Source organism: Micromonospora citrea, assembly GCF_900090315.1.
Taxonomy (GTDB): Bacteria; Actinomycetota; Actinomycetes; order Mycobacteriales; family Micromonosporaceae; genus Micromonospora; species Micromonospora citrea.
The window spans coordinates 6,270,775-6,291,458 of record NZ_FMHZ01000002.1 but is presented as its reverse complement, the minus strand read 5'-3'; the positions used below and the strand labels follow the sequence as shown (position 1 = coordinate 6,291,458).

General features: G+C 75.1%; 16 protein-coding genes and 4 tRNA genes. 17 read left to right on the top strand and 3 right to left on the bottom strand.

The features are described 5' to 3' along the window. The first annotated feature begins 157 nt into the window (after window positions 1-157). On the top strand, window positions 158-1,600 hold the full coding sequence (locus GA0070606_RS28670; protein ID WP_091106338.1) for a coiled-coil domain-containing protein: 1,443 nt from the start codon (window positions 158-160) through the stop codon (window positions 1,598-1,600). Window positions 1,601-1,688: 88 nt separating this feature from the next. Here GA0070606_RS28670 and GA0070606_RS28665 read toward each other — a convergent pair whose 3' ends face one another. Both GA0070606_RS28665 and GA0070606_RS28660 read right to left on the bottom strand, forming a co-directional pair. Next, window positions 1,689-3,410, bottom strand: a complete 1,722-nt coding sequence (locus GA0070606_RS28665; protein WP_091106337.1) for an acyl-CoA dehydrogenase family protein — start codon at window positions 3,408-3,410, stop codon at window positions 1,689-1,691. 25 nt (window positions 3,411-3,435) lie between these two features. Further along, complete coding sequence (locus GA0070606_RS28660; RefSeq protein ID WP_091106336.1) at window positions 3,436-3,987, bottom strand: PadR family transcriptional regulator; 552 nt, start codon at window positions 3,985-3,987, stop codon at window positions 3,436-3,438. A 67-nt stretch (window positions 3,988-4,054) separates the two neighbouring features. On the opposite strand from GA0070606_RS28660, the gene GA0070606_RS28655 reads away from it, so the two are divergent. The 16 genes from GA0070606_RS28655 to GA0070606_RS28585 all read left to right on the top strand — a co-directional run bounded on the left by GA0070606_RS28655 (window position 4,055) and on the right by GA0070606_RS28585 (window position 18,334). Beyond that, window positions 4,055-4,132 (top strand) — tRNA-Glu (locus tag GA0070606_RS28655). 27 nt (window positions 4,133-4,159) lie between these two features. Then, a tRNA-Trp gene (locus GA0070606_RS28650) sits at window positions 4,160-4,234 on the top strand. 21 nt (window positions 4,235-4,255) lie between these two features. Further along, window positions 4,256-4,328: transfer RNA gene (locus GA0070606_RS28645), tRNA-Ser, on the top strand. Between the two features lie 24 nt (window positions 4,329-4,352). Next, a complete protein-coding gene (locus tag GA0070606_RS28640; RefSeq protein WP_091106335.1) occupies window positions 4,353-5,936 on the top strand; it encodes an ankyrin repeat domain-containing protein in 1,584 nt (527 codons plus the stop codon). Between the two features lie 40 nt (window positions 5,937-5,976). Continuing rightward, window positions 5,977-6,052 (top strand) — tRNA-OTHER (locus tag GA0070606_RS32770). 24 nt (window positions 6,053-6,076) lie between these two features. Then, a complete protein-coding gene (locus GA0070606_RS28635; protein ID WP_091106334.1) occupies window positions 6,077-7,441 on the top strand; it encodes an SDR family NAD(P)-dependent oxidoreductase in 1,365 nt (454 codons plus the stop codon). Continuing rightward, window positions 7,438-8,574: a leucine-rich repeat domain-containing protein gene (locus tag GA0070606_RS28630; protein ID WP_091106333.1), complete on the top strand. Its 1,137-nt coding sequence runs from the start codon at window positions 7,438-7,440 to the stop codon at window positions 8,572-8,574. Before GA0070606_RS28635 ends, GA0070606_RS28630 begins: the two co-directional genes overlap by 4 nt. Then, window positions 8,571-10,232, top strand: coding sequence for an ankyrin repeat domain-containing protein (locus tag GA0070606_RS28625; RefSeq protein ID WP_091106332.1), 1,662 nt, complete (start codon window positions 8,571-8,573; stop codon window positions 10,230-10,232). Before GA0070606_RS28630 ends, GA0070606_RS28625 begins: the two co-directional genes overlap by 4 nt. Next, window positions 10,229-11,416, top strand: a complete 1,188-nt coding sequence (locus GA0070606_RS28620; RefSeq protein WP_425413072.1) for an AAA family ATPase — start codon at window positions 10,229-10,231, stop codon at window positions 11,414-11,416. Before GA0070606_RS28625 ends, GA0070606_RS28620 begins: the two co-directional genes overlap by 4 nt. Next, window positions 11,413-12,594: a vWA domain-containing protein gene (locus GA0070606_RS28615; RefSeq protein WP_091106330.1), complete on the top strand. Its 1,182-nt coding sequence runs from the start codon at window positions 11,413-11,415 to the stop codon at window positions 12,592-12,594. The genes GA0070606_RS28620 and GA0070606_RS28615 overlap by 4 nt, the downstream gene beginning before the upstream one ends. 75 nt (window positions 12,595-12,669) lie before the next feature. Next, window positions 12,670-13,395 carry a FadR/GntR family transcriptional regulator gene (locus GA0070606_RS28610; protein WP_091106329.1) on the top strand — a complete coding sequence of 242 codons (726 nt, stop codon included), beginning with the start codon at window positions 12,670-12,672 and terminating at the stop codon, window positions 13,393-13,395. Further along, window positions 13,392-14,243 carry a sterol desaturase family protein gene (locus tag GA0070606_RS28605; protein WP_091106328.1) on the top strand — a complete coding sequence of 284 codons (852 nt, stop codon included), beginning with the start codon at window positions 13,392-13,394 and terminating at the stop codon, window positions 14,241-14,243. The genes GA0070606_RS28610 and GA0070606_RS28605 overlap by 4 nt, the downstream gene beginning before the upstream one ends. Beyond that, entirely contained in the window at window positions 14,240-14,905 is a 666-nt protein-coding gene (locus tag GA0070606_RS28600) for a lysoplasmalogenase (protein ID WP_091106327.1), read from the top strand. Before GA0070606_RS28605 ends, GA0070606_RS28600 begins: the two co-directional genes overlap by 4 nt. A 152-nt stretch (window positions 14,906-15,057) precedes the next feature. Beyond that, complete coding sequence (locus GA0070606_RS28595) at window positions 15,058-15,984, top strand: polyphosphate polymerase domain-containing protein (protein ID WP_091106326.1); 927 nt, start codon at window positions 15,058-15,060, stop codon at window positions 15,982-15,984. A gap of 5 nt (window positions 15,985-15,989) precedes the next feature. After that, window positions 15,990-16,667, top strand: a complete 678-nt coding sequence (locus tag GA0070606_RS28590; RefSeq protein ID WP_091106325.1) for a DUF4956 domain-containing protein — start codon at window positions 15,990-15,992, stop codon at window positions 16,665-16,667. Next, on the top strand, window positions 16,667-18,334 hold the full coding sequence (locus GA0070606_RS28585; RefSeq protein ID WP_091106324.1) for a CotH kinase family protein: 1,668 nt from the start codon (window positions 16,667-16,669) through the stop codon (window positions 18,332-18,334). The genes GA0070606_RS28590 and GA0070606_RS28585 overlap by 1 nt, the downstream gene beginning before the upstream one ends. A 66-nt stretch (window positions 18,335-18,400) precedes the next feature. On the opposite strand, the gene GA0070606_RS28580 is transcribed toward GA0070606_RS28585, so the two are convergent. Beyond that, window positions 18,401-20,566, bottom strand: a complete 2,166-nt coding sequence (locus GA0070606_RS28580; RefSeq protein WP_091106323.1) for a heavy metal translocating P-type ATPase — start codon at window positions 20,564-20,566, stop codon at window positions 18,401-18,403. Between the last annotated feature and the right edge of the window lie 118 nt (window positions 20,567-20,684).

The window sequence follows — 20,684 nt, the reverse complement described above, 5'->3', positions numbered from 1 at the left end:
CACGGCGCCCGAGACCGGGGGCGTCGTGGCCCTCGTCCGGTGAGCGGGGCGGGCCGATACCGACGCATCGGCGGCGGTAGCGTTGCGCGACACCATGGCCTCCGGGGCGCTCACCGCCGGAAGGTCGTGGCGCTCGCGATCACACGGAGGAGGGTGCATGTCCCACGGCGAGGAGCCGTTCGCGGTACGCGAGGACGCGACCTCGCGGCCCAGCTTCGACCTGACGCTGCGCGGCTACGACAAACGACAGGTCGACCGGTACGTCGAACGCGTCGACGGCGAGCTGTCGGCGCTGGCCGCCGAGCGGGAACGGGCCTCCGGGCAGGTGCGGGAGCTGACCGCCGAGCTGCACCGGCTGCGGGCGGAGGTGGCCGAGCTGCGCGAGCGGCCGGCCCAGCCGGACCGGGCGTCCTTCCGCGACCTCGGCCCGATGGTCGACCAGATCCTGGCCCTGGCCGAGAAGCAGGCCGGGGTCATCACCGACGCCGCCGACCAGCACGCCGCCGAGCTGCGCGCCGAGGCGGAGCAGGCGCTCACCCAGGCCCGGGAACAGGCGGCGACGACGCTGCGCGAACTGGCCGAGGCGACGGCGGCCCGGCGGGCCGAGGACGAACGCGAGCACGAGGAGCGCCGCGCCAACGCCCAGGCCGAGCTGACCCGGATCCGCGAGGCGGCGGAGCGGCTGCGGGCCGCCGGCGAGGCGGCGCACGACCACGCCCTCCAGGAGGCCAAGCGGATCGACGAGCAGAGCGCCCAGCAGCTCGAACAGGCCCGCGCCGAGGCCGAGGCGTTCCTGGCCGCGGCCCGCACCCAGATCCAGCAGGAGGTGCAGGCGGCGCGCGCCAAGACCCAGCAGGAGCTGGGCCAGTGGCAGGCCGGCGTGGAGCGGGAGATCAACGAGCGGCGGTCCGCCGCCGAGCAGGAGATCACCGAGCAGCTCGCGGCGGCCGAGCGGGAGCTGGCCGGGCAGCGTACGGCGGCGGAACAGGAGATCGCGACGCTGATCGCCGAGGCGCAGCAGTACGCGGCCAAGGTCCGCCAGCACGCCGACGAACAGGCCGCGACGCACCAGCAGCAGCTCGTCGCCGCGCAGCAGGGCATCCGGGACCGGCGGGAGGCGCTGACCCGGCTGCAGTCCGAGCTGGACGCGGCGCAGCAGCAGCTCGCCCAGGCGCGGCAGGAGAGCGGTGCCGCCGAGCACGAGTTCGCCGAGCTGCAGCAGCGGCTCGTCGAGACCCGGCGGGAGCTGACCGACGAGCTGCGCCGGCTCGACGAGGCGCGACGGGCCGCGGACTCCGCCGAGCAGCACGCCAAGGAGGTCCGCGCCCGGGTGAAGCGGGAGGCGAAGCGGGTGGCGGACCTGGCCGCGGCCGCGGTCATGGCCGCCGCCACGGGCGGCGCGGAGACCGCCGAGTACCCGCAGGTCGCCGCCCGTCCGCGCGTCGAGCGGCCGGTGCCGACCGTCGCCACCGTGGGCGACGATGCCGGCGACGCGGCGACCGGGGCCGACGAGGCGCCGGGGACCTCGGCCGACGGCGGGCGGGAGCCGGCCCGCAGCACGGCGCAGCCTCTGCCGGACCCGGTGGTGGCGGCCGGCTGAGCCGGGCACCGGCGGAGCGGGCGGGGCGCCACCCCGCCCGCCGTCCGGGCCGGGGGCGCGGCCGCCCGGACGGCCGCCACCGCGCGGGTCAGGGACGCATCTCGTACGCGCCGCTGAGCGCCGCCACCCGCGCCCACACCCGGGCCGTCCGCTCCGCGTCCGGCACCGGCCGGCGGACGTGCGCCAGCGCCCAGGCCGCCTGCGCCTCGGTGGCGGCGGCCTTGCCGTGCAGCTCGGTGGCGTACCCGGAGAAGTCGCGGACCAGCACGTCGAAGATCTCGTCGAGCACGTCGCGGTCCAGGCCGGTCAGCGCGGCCTGCTCCAGGATCAGGTGGCCGTAGACGACCAGCGCGAAGAGCTGGCCGAGGGCGAGCAGGAAGTCGAGGTCGCGCTGCTGCTCCTCGCTCGGGGCGTGCGCGGCCAGCAGCGCGCAGAGGCCGTCGGCCTGCTCCCGGAAGCGGGCGACGTTCGGCACGTCGGCGTGCGCGTCGTAGGCGGCCCGCCAGTCGTGGAAGCGGATCGCGCCGAGGCCCCGGGCCGGGCCCTGCCGGAACAGGAACTCGTCGTCGGCGGCGTCGTGCCGGGTCGGCACCGGCGGGTGGTCGACCGGGTGGAACAGGTAGTTCGCCATGAACTTGAGGATCAGCGCGAGGTTGACGTGCACCGTCCCCTCGAGCTTGGGCAGCCCGCGGATGTCCTTGGCGGCCTTGTCAAAGTAGGTGTCCGCCTCGAAGCCCTTCGCGGCGATGACGTCCCAGAGCAGGTCGATCACCCGCTCGCCCTCGGTGGTGACCTTCATCTTGGTCATCGGGTTGAACAGCAGGTACCGGCGGTCGTCCGGGCCGGCGGAGCGGAAGTAGTCGACGGCGCGGTCGCTGAACAGCTTCATCGCCACGAGGCGGGCGTACGCGTCGGTCAGCTCGCGCCGCACGTGCGGGAAGTCGGTGACCCGCCGGCCGTAGAGGACCCGGTCGTGGGCGTGGGTCACCGCCTCGTACATGGCGTGCTCGCAGATGCCGATCGAGGCGGTGCAGAGGTTGAACTTGCCCACGTTGACCGTGTTGAGGGCGGCGTCGAACGCGGCCCGGCCGGTGTGCAGCACGTCCTCGGCGCGCACCGGGTAGTCCGCCAGGCGGAACTCGCTGACGTACATCTGCGCGTTGACCACGTTGCGGACCAGGTGGTAGGCCGGGTGGCGGCTGTCGGCGGCGAAGAAGACGTAGCCGTCCGGGCCCTCGACGTCGGCGCGGCGACCGAAGACCGAGACCAGCCCGGCGACGTTGCCGTTGCCGATGTAGTACTTGGCGCCGGTGGCCCGGAACCCGCCCGCCCCGTCGGGGGTCAGCAGCATGTCTGTGGAGTAGATGTCCGCGCCGTGGGCGCGCTCGGAGAGGCCGAACGCCATCACGTGGCCGTCGGCCAGCAGCCCGGCGGCGCGGGCCCGGGCGGCGGCGTTGTCGCTCTGCCAGACCGGGCCGAGGCCGAGCACGGTGACCTGCCAGGTGTACCAGTAGCCGAGGCCGTAGAAGCCGAGGATCTCGCTGAGCGCGGCGTTGCGGGCGGTGTCCCAGCGCTTCGCCGGATCCCCTCCGCCCTCGGCGGCAGGGGTGCAGAAGGCGGCGAAGAGCCCCTCCTTGGCGGCGAAGTCCAGGAAGTCGCCGTACCACTCGTGCCGGTTGTAGGTGTCGAGCAGCGCCCGCTTGCCCCGGCCCTCGAACCAGTCGACGGTGGCGCGCAGCAGCCGGCGGGAGGTGTCGTCGAGGTGGGCGGGGTCGTAGGTGCGCGGGTTGAGCAGCGGCGAGCCCGTCACGGCGGGACTCCCTTCGGTCGGGCTGTCAGTCGTCGAGGGTGCGCAGGGTGGCCAGCACGTCGTCGAGCCAGGCCAGCACCATCCGCTCGTACGCGATGCCGCCGCGCAGCACGACGTGCTGGAGCGCCGTCTCGGCGTCGCGCGCGGCGGGGTCCGGGAAGTCGCGCCGCTCGCCGGTGAGGTAGCGGGCGAGCGTGGCCTCGTGGGTGGCGCGGTAGCGCTCGACCTCGGTGACCAGCGCGGCGCGGCCGGCGGCGTCGTCGAAGGCGGCCCCACGGATCTTGACGGCCAACTCGTGCCGCACCGCCTCCGGCTGGACCGGGGCGCGCAGCCAGGTCACCAGCGCGGCCCGACCGGCCGGCGCGACCGAGAAGGACCGCTTGTCGGGGCGGCCCTCCTGGCCGATCTCCTCGGCGGTCACCCAGCCGTCGGTCTCCATCCGTTTGAGCACGCGGTAGATCTGCTGGTGGGTGGCGGTCCAGAAGCGGCCGATGGAGCGCTCGAACCGCCGGGCCAGCTCGTAGCCGGAGCCCGGTCGTTCGAGCAGGGAGACCAGGATCGCGTGTTCGAGCGCCATGCCCGCCATCCTGCTATGCAACTCGTTGCATAGCAAGCCCGGGCGCGTGAGGTGCCCTACACTGCTCGCGGCAGGCGGTAGCGCAGAGGTCGTCGCGTCTCCCTCTCAAGGAGAAAGACGCCGGTTCGAATCCGGCCCGTCCGCCGCCCGGGCGTCGCCCGGCCACCACGTGTGGGCCGTAGCGCAGCGGTCGTCGCGTCCGGTCTCCAAAACCGGAAGGACGCCGGTTCGAATCCGGCCGGCCCGCACTCCTACACTCGCCGACGAGCGGGTCGTAGCGCAGCGGTCGTCGCGCCCGATTGCTCATCGGGAGGACGCCGGTTCGATCCCGGCCGACCCGCTCCCGACGGAACGGGGACGCCGAGATGGAACGCCGCCGGCAGCGGGAGAAGCAACTGCGACTCCTGGGATACGCCTCCCCACCGGCCGTGATCGCCGCCGCCACCGCCCGCCGACGGGCCGGTGACTGGCGGGGCGCCTGCGCCGCCGCGGCGGTCGACGTGCACGTCGACCTGCGGGACGTGGCCGCCCGGTACGGCACCGACGAGGCCGCCCGCGTCGAAGGCGAACTGCGCGGCCTCGCCCCCGACCTGCTGCGCCGCTTCCTGCCCCGTACCGGGTCGCTGGCCCTGCTGCCCCGCGCTACTGTCGTGCTCTCCCGGCTGCCCGGCCCGGTCCGGACGACCGCGCGGCTGCTCCGCCGGGGCGTCCCGCTGCTGGTGGCGACCCTGCCGCTCACCGACCACAGCCCTCAGCGGATCGGGCTGCGGGTCACCGACAGTCTGCGCCTGCCGACCCGGTGGCACGACCTGCCCGGCTGGTGCTGGGACGCCGAGGCGGTCGCCACCCGCCGCTGGGCCTACGGCGCCTCGGCCGTCCGACTCGCCTGGCACACGCCCGACGGCCGTCCGTATCCGCAGGGCGGCACGGCCGCGGCCGGCCGTGCCGACGACCGCGCCACCGAGGTGGAGACGGTGGCCGCGCTGCTGGCGGCCCGACAGCCGGTGGCGGCCTACGAGGCGGCCGGGCTCACCGTCGACCCGGACGTGGGCCGGCAGGACCCCGCCTGGCTCGCGCCCGCACTCGTCGCCCACGCGCCGGCGCTGTCCGTGCTCGCCGATGAGACCCGGCGGCTCGCCCACCGCTACGGGACGACGACGCAGTTCGGCGACAGCCACAGGCTGGCCGTCGAGATCGCCGGCGACGGCCAGCTGACCGTCCGCCAGGCGGCCTGGGACGAGCCGGTCGCCGGGCCGTACGCCTTCGGGGCGCCCGCGCCGGCGGACGTGGCGCTGCTGCGCTGGGGCGACCTGACCCCGGACGAGCTGCACCCGCTGGTGCACCAGGCCCTCTTCCCCGGGCGGACCCAGGCATGGCGGGCTCCGGAGCCGGCGCCGTGCCCACCGATCCGGATCCGGTGCGGGCGGGACTGGCACTCCGTCCAGCTCGCGGCCGGCCGCCTCGTCACCGCGCACACCGACGAGGAGTTGCGCCGGGAGTTCCTGCTCGCCGGGCTGGGCGGGCCGGTCGGCGGCTGCGCGGCGGCGGTGCGCGCCTGGCGTACCGGGGCGAAGCCGATGCCGAAGGAGATCCGCAGGCTCCGGCAGGACCTCTTCGCCCGCGCGTTCCACGGCGACACCGAAGGACTACTCGCCCTGCTCGCCGACGGGATCGACCCAGAGCTGCGCGACAACCGGGGTCGCACGCTGGCGCACTGGCTGCCCTGGGTCGACCACCACCGGGTGCTCCCGGCGCTCACCGCGGCCGGGGTCGACCCCGACGCACCCGACCGGGACGGGCACACCCCCCTGCACGCCGCCGCCCTCTCGCTCGCCACCGAGGTGATGGAGGCCCTGCTCGCGGCCGGGGCCGATCCGGACGCTGTGGACGAGCGGGGTCGTACCGCCGCCGAAGTGCTCGCCTTCGCACGAACGCTGACACGACGGTAGGGGCCGGTTGTCGGTGGCCTTCGGTATGCTCCCGCGCGGCGAGGCCGTAGCGCAGAGGTCGACGCGCCTTGACAGCAAGCTGGAGGACGCCGGTTCGAATCCGGCCGGTCTCGCCATCCCACCCTCCATGAAGGAGCACCGTGCCCGTCGATCCCACCGAGCTGGCGGCCTGCCTCGCCGTCCTCGCCCGGCTCGACGACGCCGACCTGGACGAGGCGACCCGGCAGGAACTGGAGCGGGCGGTCACCGCCGCCCACCGGGGGATCAAGAGGCGCGCCAGAGCGCGCCGGGACGCCACGACCCGGGCGGCGGACCGCGCGCTGCTGGCCACCGCCACGCGATTCCACACCGAAATCCCCGATCCCGCACCGCCCGGCACCGGTTCCGCACCATCCGGTGCCGACCCCGGCACGGCCGGACTCGGGACGCTCCGCAGGGCACGGCACTGCTACGTGTGCAAGGTCGCCTACCGGCAGGTGGACGTGGACTACCACCTGATGTGCCCGCCGTGCGCGGCGGAGAACCGCGAGCGGCGCCACGCCCGCTGCGACCTGACCGGCCGCACCGCCGTGGTGACCGGCGGCCGGGTGAAGATCGGCTTCCACACCGCGCTCAAGCTGCTCCGTGACGGTGCCGACGTGATCGTGACGACCCGGTTCCCCCGCGACGCGGCCCGCCGCTTCGCCGCCGTGCCGGACGCCGACGACTGGGTCGGCCGGCTCTACGTGCACGGGCTGGACCTGCTCGACCTGGCCGGCACGCTCGATTTCGTCGCGCTGGTCCGGCGGCGCTTCGCCGGGCTGGACATCCTGGTCAACAACGCCGCACAGACGCTCTACCGGCCGGCGGCGTACCACCGGGAGGTCCGGGCGGCCGAGTCCACGGCGCTGGAGGGGCCGGCGGCGCGGATCGCGATCGGCGCCGCGCCCGCCACGGCTCCTTCGGCCGGGCTGCCCTCCGGGCTGGACGCGTTCTTCCCCGCCGGGCGGGCCGACGAGACGGGTCAGCCGCTCGATCTGCGCGAGGTCAACTCCTGGGTGCTCAGCGACGCCGAGGTCAGTCCGGACGAGTGGTTGCAGGTGCACGTGGTGAATGCGTTCGCGCCGTTCCTGCTCACCTCCCGGCTGCGCCCGCTGATGCGGGCGAGCGCCCATCCGCAGCGACACGTCGTGCAGGTCTCCGCGATGGAGGGCAGCTACTCCCGCTCCGGCAAGACCACCCGACACCCCCACACCAACATGGCCAAGGCCTCGCTGAACATGCTGGTCCGCACGGTCGCACCCGATTACCTGACCAGCGGCATCCACATGAACAGCGTGGACACCGGCTGGGTCACCGACGAGCGGCCGCACCCGGGCAAGGTGGCCCAGCGCGAACTCGGCTTCCGGCCACCGCTCGACGTCGTGGACGGGGCCGCCCGGGTCTACGACCCGATCGTGCGCGGCGTACGCGGGACGCCGGTGAGCGGCCAGTTCCTCAAGGACTACCGGAGCGTGCCCTGGTGACCGACCCGACGCCGGTGCGCTGCCCGGCCATCGCCAACCCCGACGCCGGCCTCGCCGATCCCGGCGACTTCGACCCCCTGCTGGCCCGCCTCGCCGCGCCGGACACGGTCGCCGGGCCCGAGGTGTTCCCGCGCGGCACGGTGCAGCCCGACGGCCGGCTGGACCTGTGCAAGCAGGGCGTCGGCCCGGTGCAGACCGCCCGGATCGTGGCCGCCGCGGTCGACTCCCCGCTGGTGCGGCACCTGCTGTTGGGCACCAACGGCCTCGGCGCCGACGGCGCCCGGGCGGTGGCCGAGGCCCTGCGTCCGGGCCACCACCTCCAGACGCTCTACCTGGGTTGCAACCGGATCGACCCGACCGGGGTCGACGCGCTCGCCGACCGGCTGGCCGGCGACGACACCGTGCGGGCGCTGTGGCTCAAGCGCAACCCGGTCGGCGACGAGGGTGTCCGCCGGCTCGCCGCGGCGCTCGCGGTGAACTCCACCATCCGCACGCTCGACCTGGTCAACGTCGGCATGGGCGTGGCAGGACTGACCGCCCTCGCGGAGGCGCTGACCGCCCGGGAGCGACCCGTACGGCGGCTCTTCCTCGGCGGCAACGGCTTCGGACCGGACGCCGTGCCGGTACTCGGCGCGCTGGTCAACGCCGCCGGCGTGCGGGAGCTGTACCTGGCGGCCAACCACCTCGGCGACGCCGGGGTGGCCGCCCTCGCCGAACTGGTCGACGGGGTGGAGCTGACGCTCGGGCTGGGCGGCAACGGGATCACCCCGGCCGGGGTGGCGGTGCTGGCCCGACACCTGGGGTCCTGGCGGGCACTCGACCTGGCCCGGCCTCCGTCGGAGCGGGCCCTCGGGGCGCGCGGCAACGTCGTCGCCGACGAGGGCGCGGCAATGCTCGCCGACGCGCTGCCCGCCGCCCGGCTGCGTCGGCTGGACCTGCGGCGTACGGAGATCGGCGGGCGGGGCGCACGGCGGCTCGTCGAGGCCATCGAGGGACACCCGACGCTGGAGTACCTCGGCATCAACGGCGGCGTACCACGCCGACAGCGCCGCCGCGCCTCGACGCTGCTCGCCGAGCGGCCCGTCACCGCACCCCACGAGGACATCCAGGCGATCGCGAGCGTCTACCGGTGACCCCGCCCGTCATCGACGAGATCCGCACCTGGCAGCGCATCCGCCGGTATGCCGTGCCCGCCCCGATGATCGAGGCGTGCACCGCCGCCCGGGAGGCCGGCGACTGGCGGGCCGCCTGCGCCGCCGGGCGGATCGACGTAGCGTTCGACCTGGCCGAGGTGGCCCGGGAGCACGGCCGGTCCCGGGCCGGCCGGATCGAGGCGGACCTCGGCGTGCTCGCCCCGGATCTGCTGCGCTGGCACCTGCCGCGCGTGCTCGGCGGCCGCACCGGTGTCGCCACCCACCAGCAGTTCCTGTTGTCCACGAGGGACGATCGGGTCGGCGACGGCGACGTCGCGCTGGTGGTGCAGACGCCGAAGACCGTGGACGGGTCGCAGCGGCTGCGGTTGACCGTCAGCCCCGCGCTGGCGGAGGACGTCGTCCGGCAGGACCTGCCGCCGGCGTACTGGAGCGCCGCGCACGTGGACGGTCTCGCCGTCGCGTACGGCGGCTCACCGGCCCGGCTGCCCGGCTTCGAGGCCGACAGCGCCCTCCGGCCGGTCGAGTCGTACGCGACGGTGGTCGACCCGTACGACCCGGCGAGCCGGGCCGAGGTCTTCGACCGGCTCATCGCCGCTGGCGAGGTGCTCCAGGCGTGGGCCGTGGCCGGCGTCGACCTGGCCCCGGACGTCCACCGCCTCGATCACGGGGTGGCGGACGCCGAGCAGGATCGCCTGGTCCCGCTCGGGCTGGACGCCGAACTCGCCCGGCTCGAGGCCCGCTACGGCGCCGACCGGGTCATGATCGGCTCGGGGTGGCGGCTGGTGGCCGAGGTGCACCGGCTGGGCGACGGCTCGGTGGCCGCCTCGTTCGTCGGGTATGACCGGCAGCACTTCACCCGCCCTCGGTTCGCCGCCCTGGTGCACGAGCGGCCCCCCGACCTGGACCTGGTGCGGCACGGCCTGCTCGACCCCGCCGATCTGCACCCCCTGGTGCGCCGGGCCCTGTTCCCGACGACACCGTCGGGGGCCGGCTCCGGCGCGGCGACGTCGGGCACCCGGGTGCGCGTGCCGGTGCGCTGCGGGGGCGGTTGGCACACCCTCGTGCACGGCGACGGCCGGCTCGATCCGGTCTCGCACACCTCCGAGGAGGTCGCCGCGGAGGAGTTGCTGCGCGCCCTCGGCGGGCGGTCGGCGGGCTGCTTCGCCGCCGTCCAGGCGTGGCGGGGCGGCACCGGTCGGCTGCCCCGGCCGCTGCGCGAGCTGCGGCGCGACGTGCTGCTCCGGATCCAGCACGGCGGTGCGACGGCGCTGGCGGCGCTGCTCGACGCGGGGCTCGACCCGAGGGTGACCGACGGCCGGGGTGGGATCCTGCTGCACCACCTGCGCGCCGTGGAGGACGTCGCGCTGCTGCGGCGACTGTGCGAAGCCGGCGTCCCGATCGGGGCCGCTGACCGCCGAGGGCGTACCGCCCTGCACGTGGCCGTGGGCGACGGCGGCACCCCGGATCTGGTCCGCGCGCTGCTGGCGGCCGGCGCCGATCCGCACACTCCGGACGAGAACGGCACCACCCCCTGCGCCCTGGCGGAGGCGAAGGCGAGCATGTACGACGACGACGGGGACGACGTGCGGCCGGTGTTCGAGATCCGGGACGTACTGGCCGAGTGGACGGGCCGGTGACGGCGACCGCGCGGGCGCTGACCGCTGCGGACGACCTCGTCGCCGCGACCCGCGCGTGGCGGACGGAGCCGGCCGCCGATCCGAAGGTGGAGGCGCTGGCCCTGGCGGTGTCGGCGAACCTGCCGGTGCTGCTGTGGGGCGAGCCGGGCATCGGCAAGTCCGCCACCCTGCAACAGCTCGCCGACGGGCTGGGCCTGCCGCTGGAGACGGTCATCGCCAGCGTGCACGAGCCGTCCGACTTTGCGGGGCTGCCGATCGTCGGGGACTCCCCGGCCACCGACGGCGTGCCGATGGCCCCGCCGGACTGGGCGGTCCGGCTGGCGCGTACCGGATCGGGGCTGCTCTTCTTCGACGAGCTCTCCTCGGCACCGCCGGCGGTGCAGGCGGCGCTGCTACGGGTGGTGCTGGAGCGCCGGGTCGGCAGCCTCTCGCTGCCGCCGTCGGTGCGGATCGTGGCGGCCGCGAACCCACCGACCAGCGCGGCGGACGGCTGGCATCTGGCCCCGCCACTGGCAAACCGGTTCGTACACCTGCACTGGAAGCACGACCCGCGCACCGTCGCGCGGGGCCTGGCCGGCACCTGGCCGGCGGTCAGCGTGCCGGCGGTCCGCCCCGCGCGCACCGGCACGGCGCTGGCACGGGCGCGCGGGGCCGTCGCGGGCTTCCTCACCGCCCGTCCGGGGCTGACCCACCATCTGCCCGCCGACGCCGAGGCCCGCGGCGGCGCCTGGCCGTCCCCGCGCACCTGGGAGATGGTGCTACGACTGCTCGCCGTCCACCATGCCGCCGGGGCCGGGGCCGGGGCGGAGGCGCTGGCGCTGGCCGTGGTCGGCGCGGTGGGCGATGGCGCAGGGCTGGAGTTCGTCACCTACCTGGAGAACCTCGACCTGCCCGACCCGGAGCGGGTGCTCGCCGACCCGGAGGCGTTCCGGCTGCCCGAACGCGGCGACCGGCAGTTGGCGTTCCTCACCGCGGTGATCTCGGCGGTGCAGGCGAAGGTCGACCGGTCGCGCTGGGAGGCCGGCTGGGTGGTGCTGGGCAAGGCGGTCGAGGCAGGCGTGCCGGACGTGGCGGCGCGTGCCGCGATGGACCTCGCGGCGCTGCGCGACACCTCTTGGCCGGTGCCGCCGGCCATCCACGCCTTCGCCGAGGTGCTCGGGCTCTCGGGGCGTCTGACCGGATGAGCCCCGACGGTCCCCGGCTGGACCGGACGAAACTGCTCGCGGCCCGGTTCCGGGCGGCACAGGACCGGCCCTACCTCGCCACCGCGCTGTACAGCCTCACGGTGGTGGAGTCCCGGGACGTGTCCACCATGGGCGTCGACCGGCGGTGGCGCTGCCACGTCTCGCCGGAGTTCGTCGACCGGCTGCCGGTGCCGCAGCTCGCGGCGGTGTGGATCCACGAGGTCGCCCACCTGCTCCGCGACCACCACGGTCGGGCCGACCGTCTTCCGGCGGATCAGCAGCGCGACCACCACCGGGTCAACGTCGCGCAGGACTGTGAGATCAACGACGACCTCGTGGCGGACCGGCTGCCGCTACCGGCCGACCGGATCGAGCCGGCAACCTTCGGACTGCCGGTGGGCCTGCTGTTCGAGGCGTACCTGCCGCTGCTGCCGGCACACGTGCGAGGACGTGAGGCGCCCGACTGCGGTTCCGGCGCCCACGGCGTCGACCGGGCGTGGGAGAGCGGCAGCACGGGCGGCGTCAGCGCGGTCGAGGCGGGGGCCATCCGTCGGGAGACGGCACACGCGATCCGCGCCCACGTCCGGTCCCGGGGCACTATCGCGGCAGGCTGGCAACGGTGGGCCGCCCAGGTGCTCGAGCCCCGGGTGGACTGGCGTCGAGCGCTGTCCGGCGCGGTACGCGAGGCCGCAGCCTGGGCCAGCGGCGCGGTCGACTACACCTATCGGCGCCCCTCGCGGCGCTCGGGGGCGACGCGCGGCGTGGTGCTGCCCAGCCTCCGCCGGCCGGTGCCCCGGGTGGCGATCGTGGTGGACACGTCGGGCTCGATGGGCGACGGTCAGCTCGCGGCGGCGCTCGCCGAGGTAGCCGGGGTGCTGCGGGCGGTCGGTGTCGGCGGCAACCGGGTCACGGTGCTCTCCTGCGACGCGGCCGTGCACGTCGTACGGCGGGTGCACACCGTCGGCGAGGTGCGGCTGGCCGGGGGCGGCGGCACCGACATGCGGGTCGGGATCGACGCCGCGCTGCGCGGCCGACCGCACGTCGTGGTGGTGCTGACCGACGGGCTCACGCCGTGGCCGGCCGCACCGTTGGAGTCCGTCCGGGTGATCGCGGGGCTGATCGGCGCCGGCGCGCCGCAGCCCCCGTCCTGGATCGCCAGCGTCACGGTCGACGACTGAGCCCGCCGCCGAGGTCGGCGGCCGACTGGTCCAACCAGTTGACGGGTTGATGTGTGCTGCGCCACACTCCTCGGCATGGACTTCGCCCCCGTCCCCCGCTCCTCGGTCTCCGACCACGTCTTCGGCCAGATCCGCGACGCGATCGTCCGCGGCTCCTACCGCCCCGACGAGGCACTGCCCGGCGAGCGGGAGCTGGCCGCCACCTTCGGGGTCAACCGGCACGCCGTCCGCGAGGCCCTGCGCCGGTTGCAGCAGCTCGGCCTCGTCCGGGTCAGCCAGGGCGGCGCCACCCGGGTGCTGGACTGGCGGGTGCACGCCGGGCTCGACCTCGCCCTGTCCCTCACCCGTTCCCACGACGCCCTGCCGGTGGACACGCTGGTGCGGGACATGCTGGAGATGCGGGCCTGCATCGGCGTCGACGCGGCCCGGCTCTGCGCCGAGCGCGGCGACGCGGCGGTCCGGGCGGCGATCCTGCGGGCCGTGGAGGAGTACGCGGGGCTCGCGCCGGACCTGACCGGGATGGGCGAGGCCACCATCGCGCTCTGGCGGCACGTCGTCGCCGGCTCCGGCAACACCGCCTACCTGCTGGCCTTCAACAGCCTGGTGGCCGGCGCGCTCGCCGTCGGCGAGGTGCCGCCGGAGCGGCGGGCGGCGGAACTGCTCGACGTCGCGGGCCACCGCCGGCTCGCCGACGCCATCGTCACCGGTCGCGCCTCCGACGCCGCCCGCGAGGCGCACGCCCTGCTCACCGCCCCCCTCACCACCCCCACCGCACCGCCGAGAAGGGAAGCCCGGGCATGATCCCCGCCGTGCTCTACGCCGTACCGGCGTTCCTGCTCCTCATCGCCGTCGAGGCGCTCTCCTACCGGTTCGCCCCCGACGACGACGAACGCGGGTACGAGTTGCGCGACACCGCCACCAGCCTGACCATGGGCGCCGGCAGCCAGGTCATCGGCGTGCCGTGGAAGCTGCTGACGATCGGCCTGTACGCGGCCGCGTACACGGTCGCGCCGATCCAGCTCTCCCCCACCAGCGTCTGGACCTGGGTCCTGCTGTTCTTCGCCGACGACCTCGCCTACTACTGGTTCCACCGCTCCCACCACGAGGTGCGGCTGCTCTGGGCCGGGCACGTCGTGCACCACTCCAGCGTGTTCTTCAACCTCTCCACCGCGCTGCGGCAGAGCTGGACCCCGATGACGTCGGTGCCGTTCTGGCTCGGCCTCGCGCTGCTCGGCATCCCGCCGTGGATGATCTTCCTCCAGCAGTCGGTCAGCCTGCTGTACCAGTTCTTCCTGCACACCGAGCGGATCACCGTGCTGCCCCGGCCCATCGAGTGGATCTTCAACACGCCGTCGCACCACCGGGTCCACCACGGCGCCAACGCCGAATACCTCGACCGCAACTACGGCGGCATCCTCATCGTCTGGGACCGGCTCTTCGGCACCTTCGAGCCCGAGCGCGCCGCCGTCCGGTACGGGCTGACGAAGAACATCGACACCTACAACCCGCTGCGGGTGGCGACCCACGAGTACCGCGCGATCTGGGCCGACGCCCGGTCCGCCTCGTCCTGGCGGCACCGCCTCGGCTACGTGCTCGGCCGACCGGGCTGGCAGCCCGCCCCCCACGCGCAGCCGGTCGTCGCCCGGTGAGGCGCCTCTGGCCGTTCGGCGTCGTGGCCGCCGTCGAGCTGGTCGGCGTCGCGACCGACCTGACCGTCCTGCAGTGGCTCGCCAAGCCCCTGCTCGCGCCGCTGCTGCTGGCGTACCTGCTGCGGGTGCGCCGGCGGGTCGACGGCGTCGCCGTCGGGCTGGTCTTCGCCACCGCCGGTGACGTCGCGCTCCTGCTCGACGGCCGCGCCGCGTTCCTCGCCGGCATGGCGTTCTTCCTCGGCACCCAGGTGGCCTTCCTGACCGCCTTCCTGCGCCACCGGCGGCCCCCGGTCGTCGCGGTCGCCAGCTACCTCTCCTGCTGGGTGGCGGTCAACCTGGTGCTGTGGAACGCGCTCGGCCCGCTGCGGCTGCCGGTCCTCGGCTACAGCCTCGCGCTCAGCCTGATGGCCGCCGGGGCGGCCGGCGTCTCCCGGCAGGTGGCCCTGGGCGGCGGGCTGTTCCTGATCTCCGACCTGCTGATCGGAATGGACGCGGCGGGCTCCCGGCTGACCGGCCACGGCCTGGCCGTGATGAGCACCTACATCGCGGCCCTGCTGCTCATCACCACCGGGTGGGTCCGGGCCACCGGCCGCGCCCCGGGCGTCACCGGCGGCGGCGACCCCGCCCGCTTCCCCGGGCCGGTGCCGGGCAACGCCCGGTAGCCGACGCTCCCCCGCGCCCGCCGGCCCCGCTCCGGGGCCGGCGGGCGCCGGCACGTTCACCCCGGATTCATACGGCATCCACATCCCGCGCACAGGTGGGCCGGTTTTGCTGGCGCCTGACCTCGTCCACCTACGCGAGATCGGCTGCCACCATGCCCTTTCCGCTCCGTGCCCGCCCCCTGCCGTCCGCCGGTGCCGCCGGGGCGGATCCCCCGGATCCGGGCGGCCCGCCGCCGACGGCCGGAGACGCCGACCGGGCCGGGCACGCCCTGCGGGCGCCGAGCAGGCTGCACGCCTTCAACCGGTACGAGATCAAGTATCTGGTGGACGACGCCACCGCACGGGCCCTGCGGGACGAGTTCGCGGCCCGGATGGAGCGCGACAGCCACGGCGACACCGGCGGGTACGGCGTCTGGAGCGTCTACTACGACACCACCGGGCTCCGCTTCTACTGGGAGAAGATCGAGGGCCTCAGGTTCCGCCGCAAGCTGCGGATCCGCCACTACGGCGACCGCTTCGCCGTCACCGACGACACCACCGTCTACGTCGAGATCAAGCAGCGGGTCAACCGGGTCACCCAGAAGCGCCGGATCGCCCTGCCGTACCGGCTCGCCCGCGAGCTGTGCGACCGCCGGGTGCCGGTCGACCACGACGGCTGCCCGCGCGCCTTCGTCGAGGAGGTGCTCGAACTGGTCGCCGGTCTCGACCTGCGGCCGGTCGCGATGACCGGCTACCAGCGGGAGGCGTTCGTCGGGCGCGACGCCGACGTGGGGCTGCGCGTCACCCTCGACCGCCGCGTCCGGGGCCGCGACCGCGACTTCCACCTGGGCGCCGACGCCGAGAACCGGCTGATCGTGCCGGCGAAGCTGACGGTGGTGGAGGTCAAGGCCAACGAGCGGGTGCCGCACTGGCTCACCGACCTGGCCGTCCGCTCCAACATGTCGGTCGTCCGGATGTCCAAGTACTGCCAGAGCGTCGAGGCGTTCGGCCGGGCGCCACGATCCGTCTTCCACGTCGCCGACGACGACCCCGCCGCCGGCCTGTCGCCCCACGTCCCCACCATCACGAGCGAGGCCTGAACACCGTGGACTTCACCTTCCAGGACCTGTCCGGCACCTTCAGCGTCGCCGACATCGCCGTCGCCCTGTCGCTGTCCTTCGTGCTCAGCGCGGCGATCGGCTGGGTCTACCGGTTCACCCACCGCAACGTGTCGTACAGCCAGTCGTACGTGCAGACGCTCGTCGTTCTCGGCATGCTGATCTCGCTGATCATGCTGGTGGTCGGGTCGAACATCGCCCGCGCCTTCGCGCTGGTCGGCGCGCTGTCCGTGGTGCGTTTCCGCAACGCGATCAAGGAGACCCGCGACGTCGGCTTCATCTTCCTGGTCATGGGCGTCGGCATGGCCTGCGGCACCCGCTTCTACACCCTCGCCGTCGTCGCGGCCGTCGCGATCGGACTGGTCGTCCTCGTGATGTACCGCTTCGACTGGTTCGCCTCCCAGGTGCAGCGGCAGGTGGTCAAGGTGCAGGTCCCGCCGGACGGCGGCCACACGGAGGCCATCCAGGACGTGCTGATCCGCCTCACCAGCGAGTTCGAGCTGGTCAGCATGGAGACGATCCGTGGCGGCGCGCTGACCGAGATCATGTACACGGTCCGCCTGCGCAAGGGCCGCGAGCCGGGCGAGCTGGTGTCGGCCCTCAGCGAGCGCACGTCCGGCCAGCGGGTGACGGTGCTCACCGGCTACGACCAGACGGACCTGTGATGCCGGCGCCCGCCACCGGCCCGGGGCGGCGCCTGCTGCGCCGGGTACCGGTCCGCGTCCGGCACCACTGGAAGCTGCTGGTCGGCTGCGCCGCGTTCGTGTCCGTCCTGACGGTGGTGTTCAGCACGGTGCGGGTGCAGCCGTACGTCACCGGCGGCGGCGGTCGCGGCGGCGACGAGGTCACCCAGGACATCGCCGGCACCCGGGACCTGTTCGACGCGACGGTCGCGCACGACATCTCGCTGACGTTCCGCGACGCGGACTACGAGCGGATGGTCGACGCGTTCGCCGGGGAGGGCGAGAAGGAGTACGTGGAGGCCGACCTGATTGTCGACGGCACCACGATCCCGAGCGTGGGGATCCGCCTCAAGGGCAACTCGACCCTGGCCGGGCTGACCCGCGGCGGCGAGTCCATCGGCGGCCGGCCCGGCGGCCCGGCCGGCGGGGGCGACCCGGCGGCGGGCCGGCCCGGCGAGGGCGACGCCGAAGCCGGCCGCCCGGCCGGGGGTGACGCGGCGGCGGGCCGGCCGGGCGGGGATGACGCGGCGGCGGGCCGGCCGGGCGGGGCGCCGCAGGGCGGTGGTCCGGCAGCCGGCGGGGCCCGGCCCGGCGGCGCGCGTACGTCGCTCAAGGCCGAGGAGCCGGAGACGCTGCCGTGGCTGATCCGGTTCGACGAGTTCGTGGCGGGCCGCCGGTACCAGGGACACCGGGAGGTCGCCGTCCGCGTCGGCGGCATGGGCGGCGGCTCGGCAGTGCTCAACGAGGCGGTCTCCCTGCGCCTGCTCGCCGACGCCGGGGAGGCGGCGCCGGGCTACGCGTACACCCGGTTCGTGGTCAACGACCGGCCCGCCGTGGCCCGGCTGGTCGTCGAGCACCCGGACGCGACCTTCGCCGACGACCTCGGCGACGACGGGGTGCTCTACAAGGCGCTGGCCACGGGCCGCTTCGCCGACCAGGGCGACGACCCGACCGACTACCAGGACGACTTCCGCCAGGTCACCGCCAAGGGCAGCCGGGACCTCCAGCCCGTCATCGACCTGGTGCGGTGGGTGGCGGACAGCAGCGACGCCGAGTTCGACGCGCACCTGGCCGACCACGTCGACGTCGAGTCCTTCGCCCGCTACGTGGCCTGGCAGAACCTGCTGCTCAACTTCGACGACATGGCGGGCCCCGGGCGCAACTACTACCTCTGGTACGACCTGGCGACGAAGCGGTTCACCGTCGTCGGCTGGGACTACAACCTCACCTTCGGCGGCAGGGCCGACCAGGGACCGCACGACACGGGCCGGATGGGAGGCGGGGCGCCGCCGGCTGGCGGGCAGCGTCCCGAGGGCGTACCGGCCCCGGGTGGCGCACGCCCACCGGCCGACGCGGCGGTGCCCGGCGGCGACGCGGACGCCGGTCGCGGCGGCGGCAACCGGCTCAAGGAACGGTTCCTGGCCAGCGCCGCGTTCAAGGCCACCTACGAGCAGGCGTACCGGGAGCTGTACCGGCAGGCGTACGCCGGCGGCGCCGCGCTGGCCTCGGTGGACGAGCTGGTCGCCGTGGTGTCGACGGTGGACGGCCACGACGCGCGGGCGGTCGGCACCGAGGCGGAGCGGCTGCGCACGCTGATCCGCGAGCGGACGTCCCGCCTCGCCACCGACGAGGTGATCACGAGGAGCTGACCGCCCGCCCCGGGAGGGTGGCGCCGGCCGCCGACCGGCAACGCCCTTCCGGGCCGGCCCACCGCGCTATCCGGGGGTCAGCCGGACCCGGCGCAGCAGTTGCGCGTTGACCGCCACCACGATCGTGGAGGCGGACATCAGCACCGCCGCCACGGCCGGGCTGAGCGCGACGCCGGCCCAGGCCAGGACGCCGGCGGCCAGCGGGATCGCCACCACGTTGTAGCCGGCTGCCCAGGCCAGGTTCTGGATCATCTTCCGGTACGACGCCCGGGACAGCCGGAGCACGCCGGCGACGCCGCGCGGGTCGGAGGAGGCCAGGATGACCCCGGCCGACTCGATCGCCACGTCGGTGCCGGCCCCGATCGCCACGCCCACGTCGGCGCGGGCCAGGGCGGGGGCGTCGTTGACGCCGTCGCCGACCATCGCCACGCTGAGCCCGCGCGCCCGGAGGTCGGCCACGGCGCGGTCCTTGTCGGCGGGCAGCACCTCGGCGAAGACCTCGTCGACCCCCGGCCGGAACCCAAGGTCGGCGGCGACCGCCTCGGCGACCGGCCGGGCGTCGCCGGTGATCATCGCGATGGTCCGCACGCCCTGCTCGCGCAGCTCGGCGATGGCCGCACGGGCCTCGGGGCGGACCTCGTCCTCCAGCGCGAACGCGCCCACCGCCGCCGGCGGGCCGTTGGTCGACAGCCGGACGAGGTGCAGCACCGCCGCGCCCCGCGACGACCAGTCCCGGGTCACGGCGGTGAGGTCGTCCGGGACGGTGGCGCCGAGCTCGCGCACCAGGGTCGGCCCGCCGACCGCCCAGGTGGTGTCGTCGACGACGGCCTGGACGCCCCGGCCGGGCAGGGACCGGAAGTCCCGGGCGGTCGCCTCCAGCCCCCGCTCCCGCGCGACCTCGACCAGAGCCTTGGCGAGCGGGTGCTCGCTGTCGGCCTCGACCGCCCCGGCGATCCGCAGCACCTCGTCCTCGCTGGCGCCACCGGCGGCGGCCGTGCCGGTCACCGTGTGGGCGCCCTTGGTCAGCGTGCCGGTCTTGTCGAACAGCACCGCGTCGACGGTGCGCATCCGTTCCAGGGCCAGGCGGTCCTTGACCAGGATGCCGGCCTTCGCCGACACCGCCGTGGAGAGGGCGACCACCAGCGGGATGGCCAGCCCCAACGCGTGCGGGCAGGCGATCACCAGCACCGTGACCGACCGCACCACCGACTGGTCCGGGTCGCCCAGCGCCCACCAGGCGGCGAAGGTGACGAGCGCGGCGGCTGTGGCGACGTAGAACAGCGTCGCGGCGAACCGGTCGGCGAGGACCTGGGCCCGGCCGCTGGACGCCTGCGCCTCGGCGACCAGCCGGCCGATGCCGGCCAGCGCCGTGTCCTCGCCGACCGCGTCGACCCGTACCCGCAGCGCGGAGTCGGTCGCCACCGTGCCGGCCACCACCCGGTCGCCGACGCCGCGCGGCACCGGCCGGGACTCCCCCGTGATCATCGACTCGTCCAGCTCGGCGGCGCCGTCGACGATCGACCCGTCGGCCGGCACGCGGCCCCCGGAGCGGACCAGCACCACGTCGCCCACCCGCAGTTCGCCCAGCGGAACGCGCCGCGGGACGCCGTCGTCGCCGAGCCGCTCGGCGTCGTCGGGCAGCAGCGCGGCCAGGGCGGCGAGGGCGCCGCGCGCCTGGCCGATCGCCTTCATCTCCTGCCAGTGCCCGAGCAGCATGATGGTCACCAGCGCCGCCAGCTCCCACCAGAAGTCCAGGTCGAACGCGCCCAGCCTGGTCGCCAGCGAAGCCACGTAGGCCACGGTGATCGCCATCGACACCAGCAGCATCATCCCGGGGGCGCGGTCGCGGACCTCCCGTACGGCGCCCACCAGGAACGGCCATCCGCCGTAGAGGAAGACCACGGAGCCGAGGACCGGCCCGACCCAGCCCAAGCCCGGGAAGTCCAGGGTGTAGCCGAGCCAGTCCATCACCATGTCGCTGGTCAGCACGATCGGGACGGTGAGGGCGAGGCACAGCCAGAACCTGCGGCGGAACTGCTCCGGGTCGTGCCCGGCATGCTTGTCGTGCCCCCCGTGCCCGCCGGCCGGGCCGGGCGCGGCGCGCCGGCCGGGACCGGCGTGGTCGTCGTGCCGGCCCTGACCGGCGGGTGCGGCCGCGTCGTCGCCGTGGCCGCCGGCCGGGCGGGCCGCGCTGCGGTGCCGGCGGTCCGCGCGGAACGGCCGTGAGAACACCGGGACCCCCGTTTCCGGCCCCGCCCACCGGGCCGGGCCATCGGCCCCGCCACCTGGTCGGCACCCGGGACGGGCGTCCGGCGCACGCTCGGCGGGGCCGCAGGGACCACTGTAGGAG

Excerpts from the sequence above, each read along its gene's own strand:
- GA0070606_RS28610 (WP_091106329.1), top strand. The coding sequence starts at position 12,670 with ATGGACTTCGCCCCCGTCCCCCGCTCCTCGGTCTCCGACCACGTCTTC.
- GA0070606_RS28605 (WP_091106328.1), top strand. The coding sequence starts at position 13,392 with ATGATCCCCGCCGTGCTCTACGCCGTACCGGCGTTCCTGCTCCTCATC.
- GA0070606_RS28585 (WP_091106324.1), top strand. The coding sequence starts at position 16,667 with ATGCCGGCGCCCGCCACCGGCCCGGGGCGGCGCCTGCTGCGCCGGGTA.
- GA0070606_RS28670 (WP_091106338.1), top strand. The coding sequence starts at position 158 with ATGTCCCACGGCGAGGAGCCGTTCGCGGTACGCGAGGACGCGACCTCG.
- GA0070606_RS28660 (WP_091106336.1), bottom strand. The coding sequence starts at position 3,987 with ATGGCGCTCGAACACGCGATCCTGGTCTCCCTGCTCGAACGACCGGGC.
- GA0070606_RS28640 (WP_091106335.1), top strand. The coding sequence starts at position 4,353 with ATGGAACGCCGCCGGCAGCGGGAGAAGCAACTGCGACTCCTGGGATAC.
- GA0070606_RS28595 (WP_091106326.1), top strand. The coding sequence starts at position 15,058 with ATGCCCTTTCCGCTCCGTGCCCGCCCCCTGCCGTCCGCCGGTGCCGCC.
- GA0070606_RS28615 (WP_091106330.1), top strand. The coding sequence starts at position 11,413 with ATGAGCCCCGACGGTCCCCGGCTGGACCGGACGAAACTGCTCGCGGCC.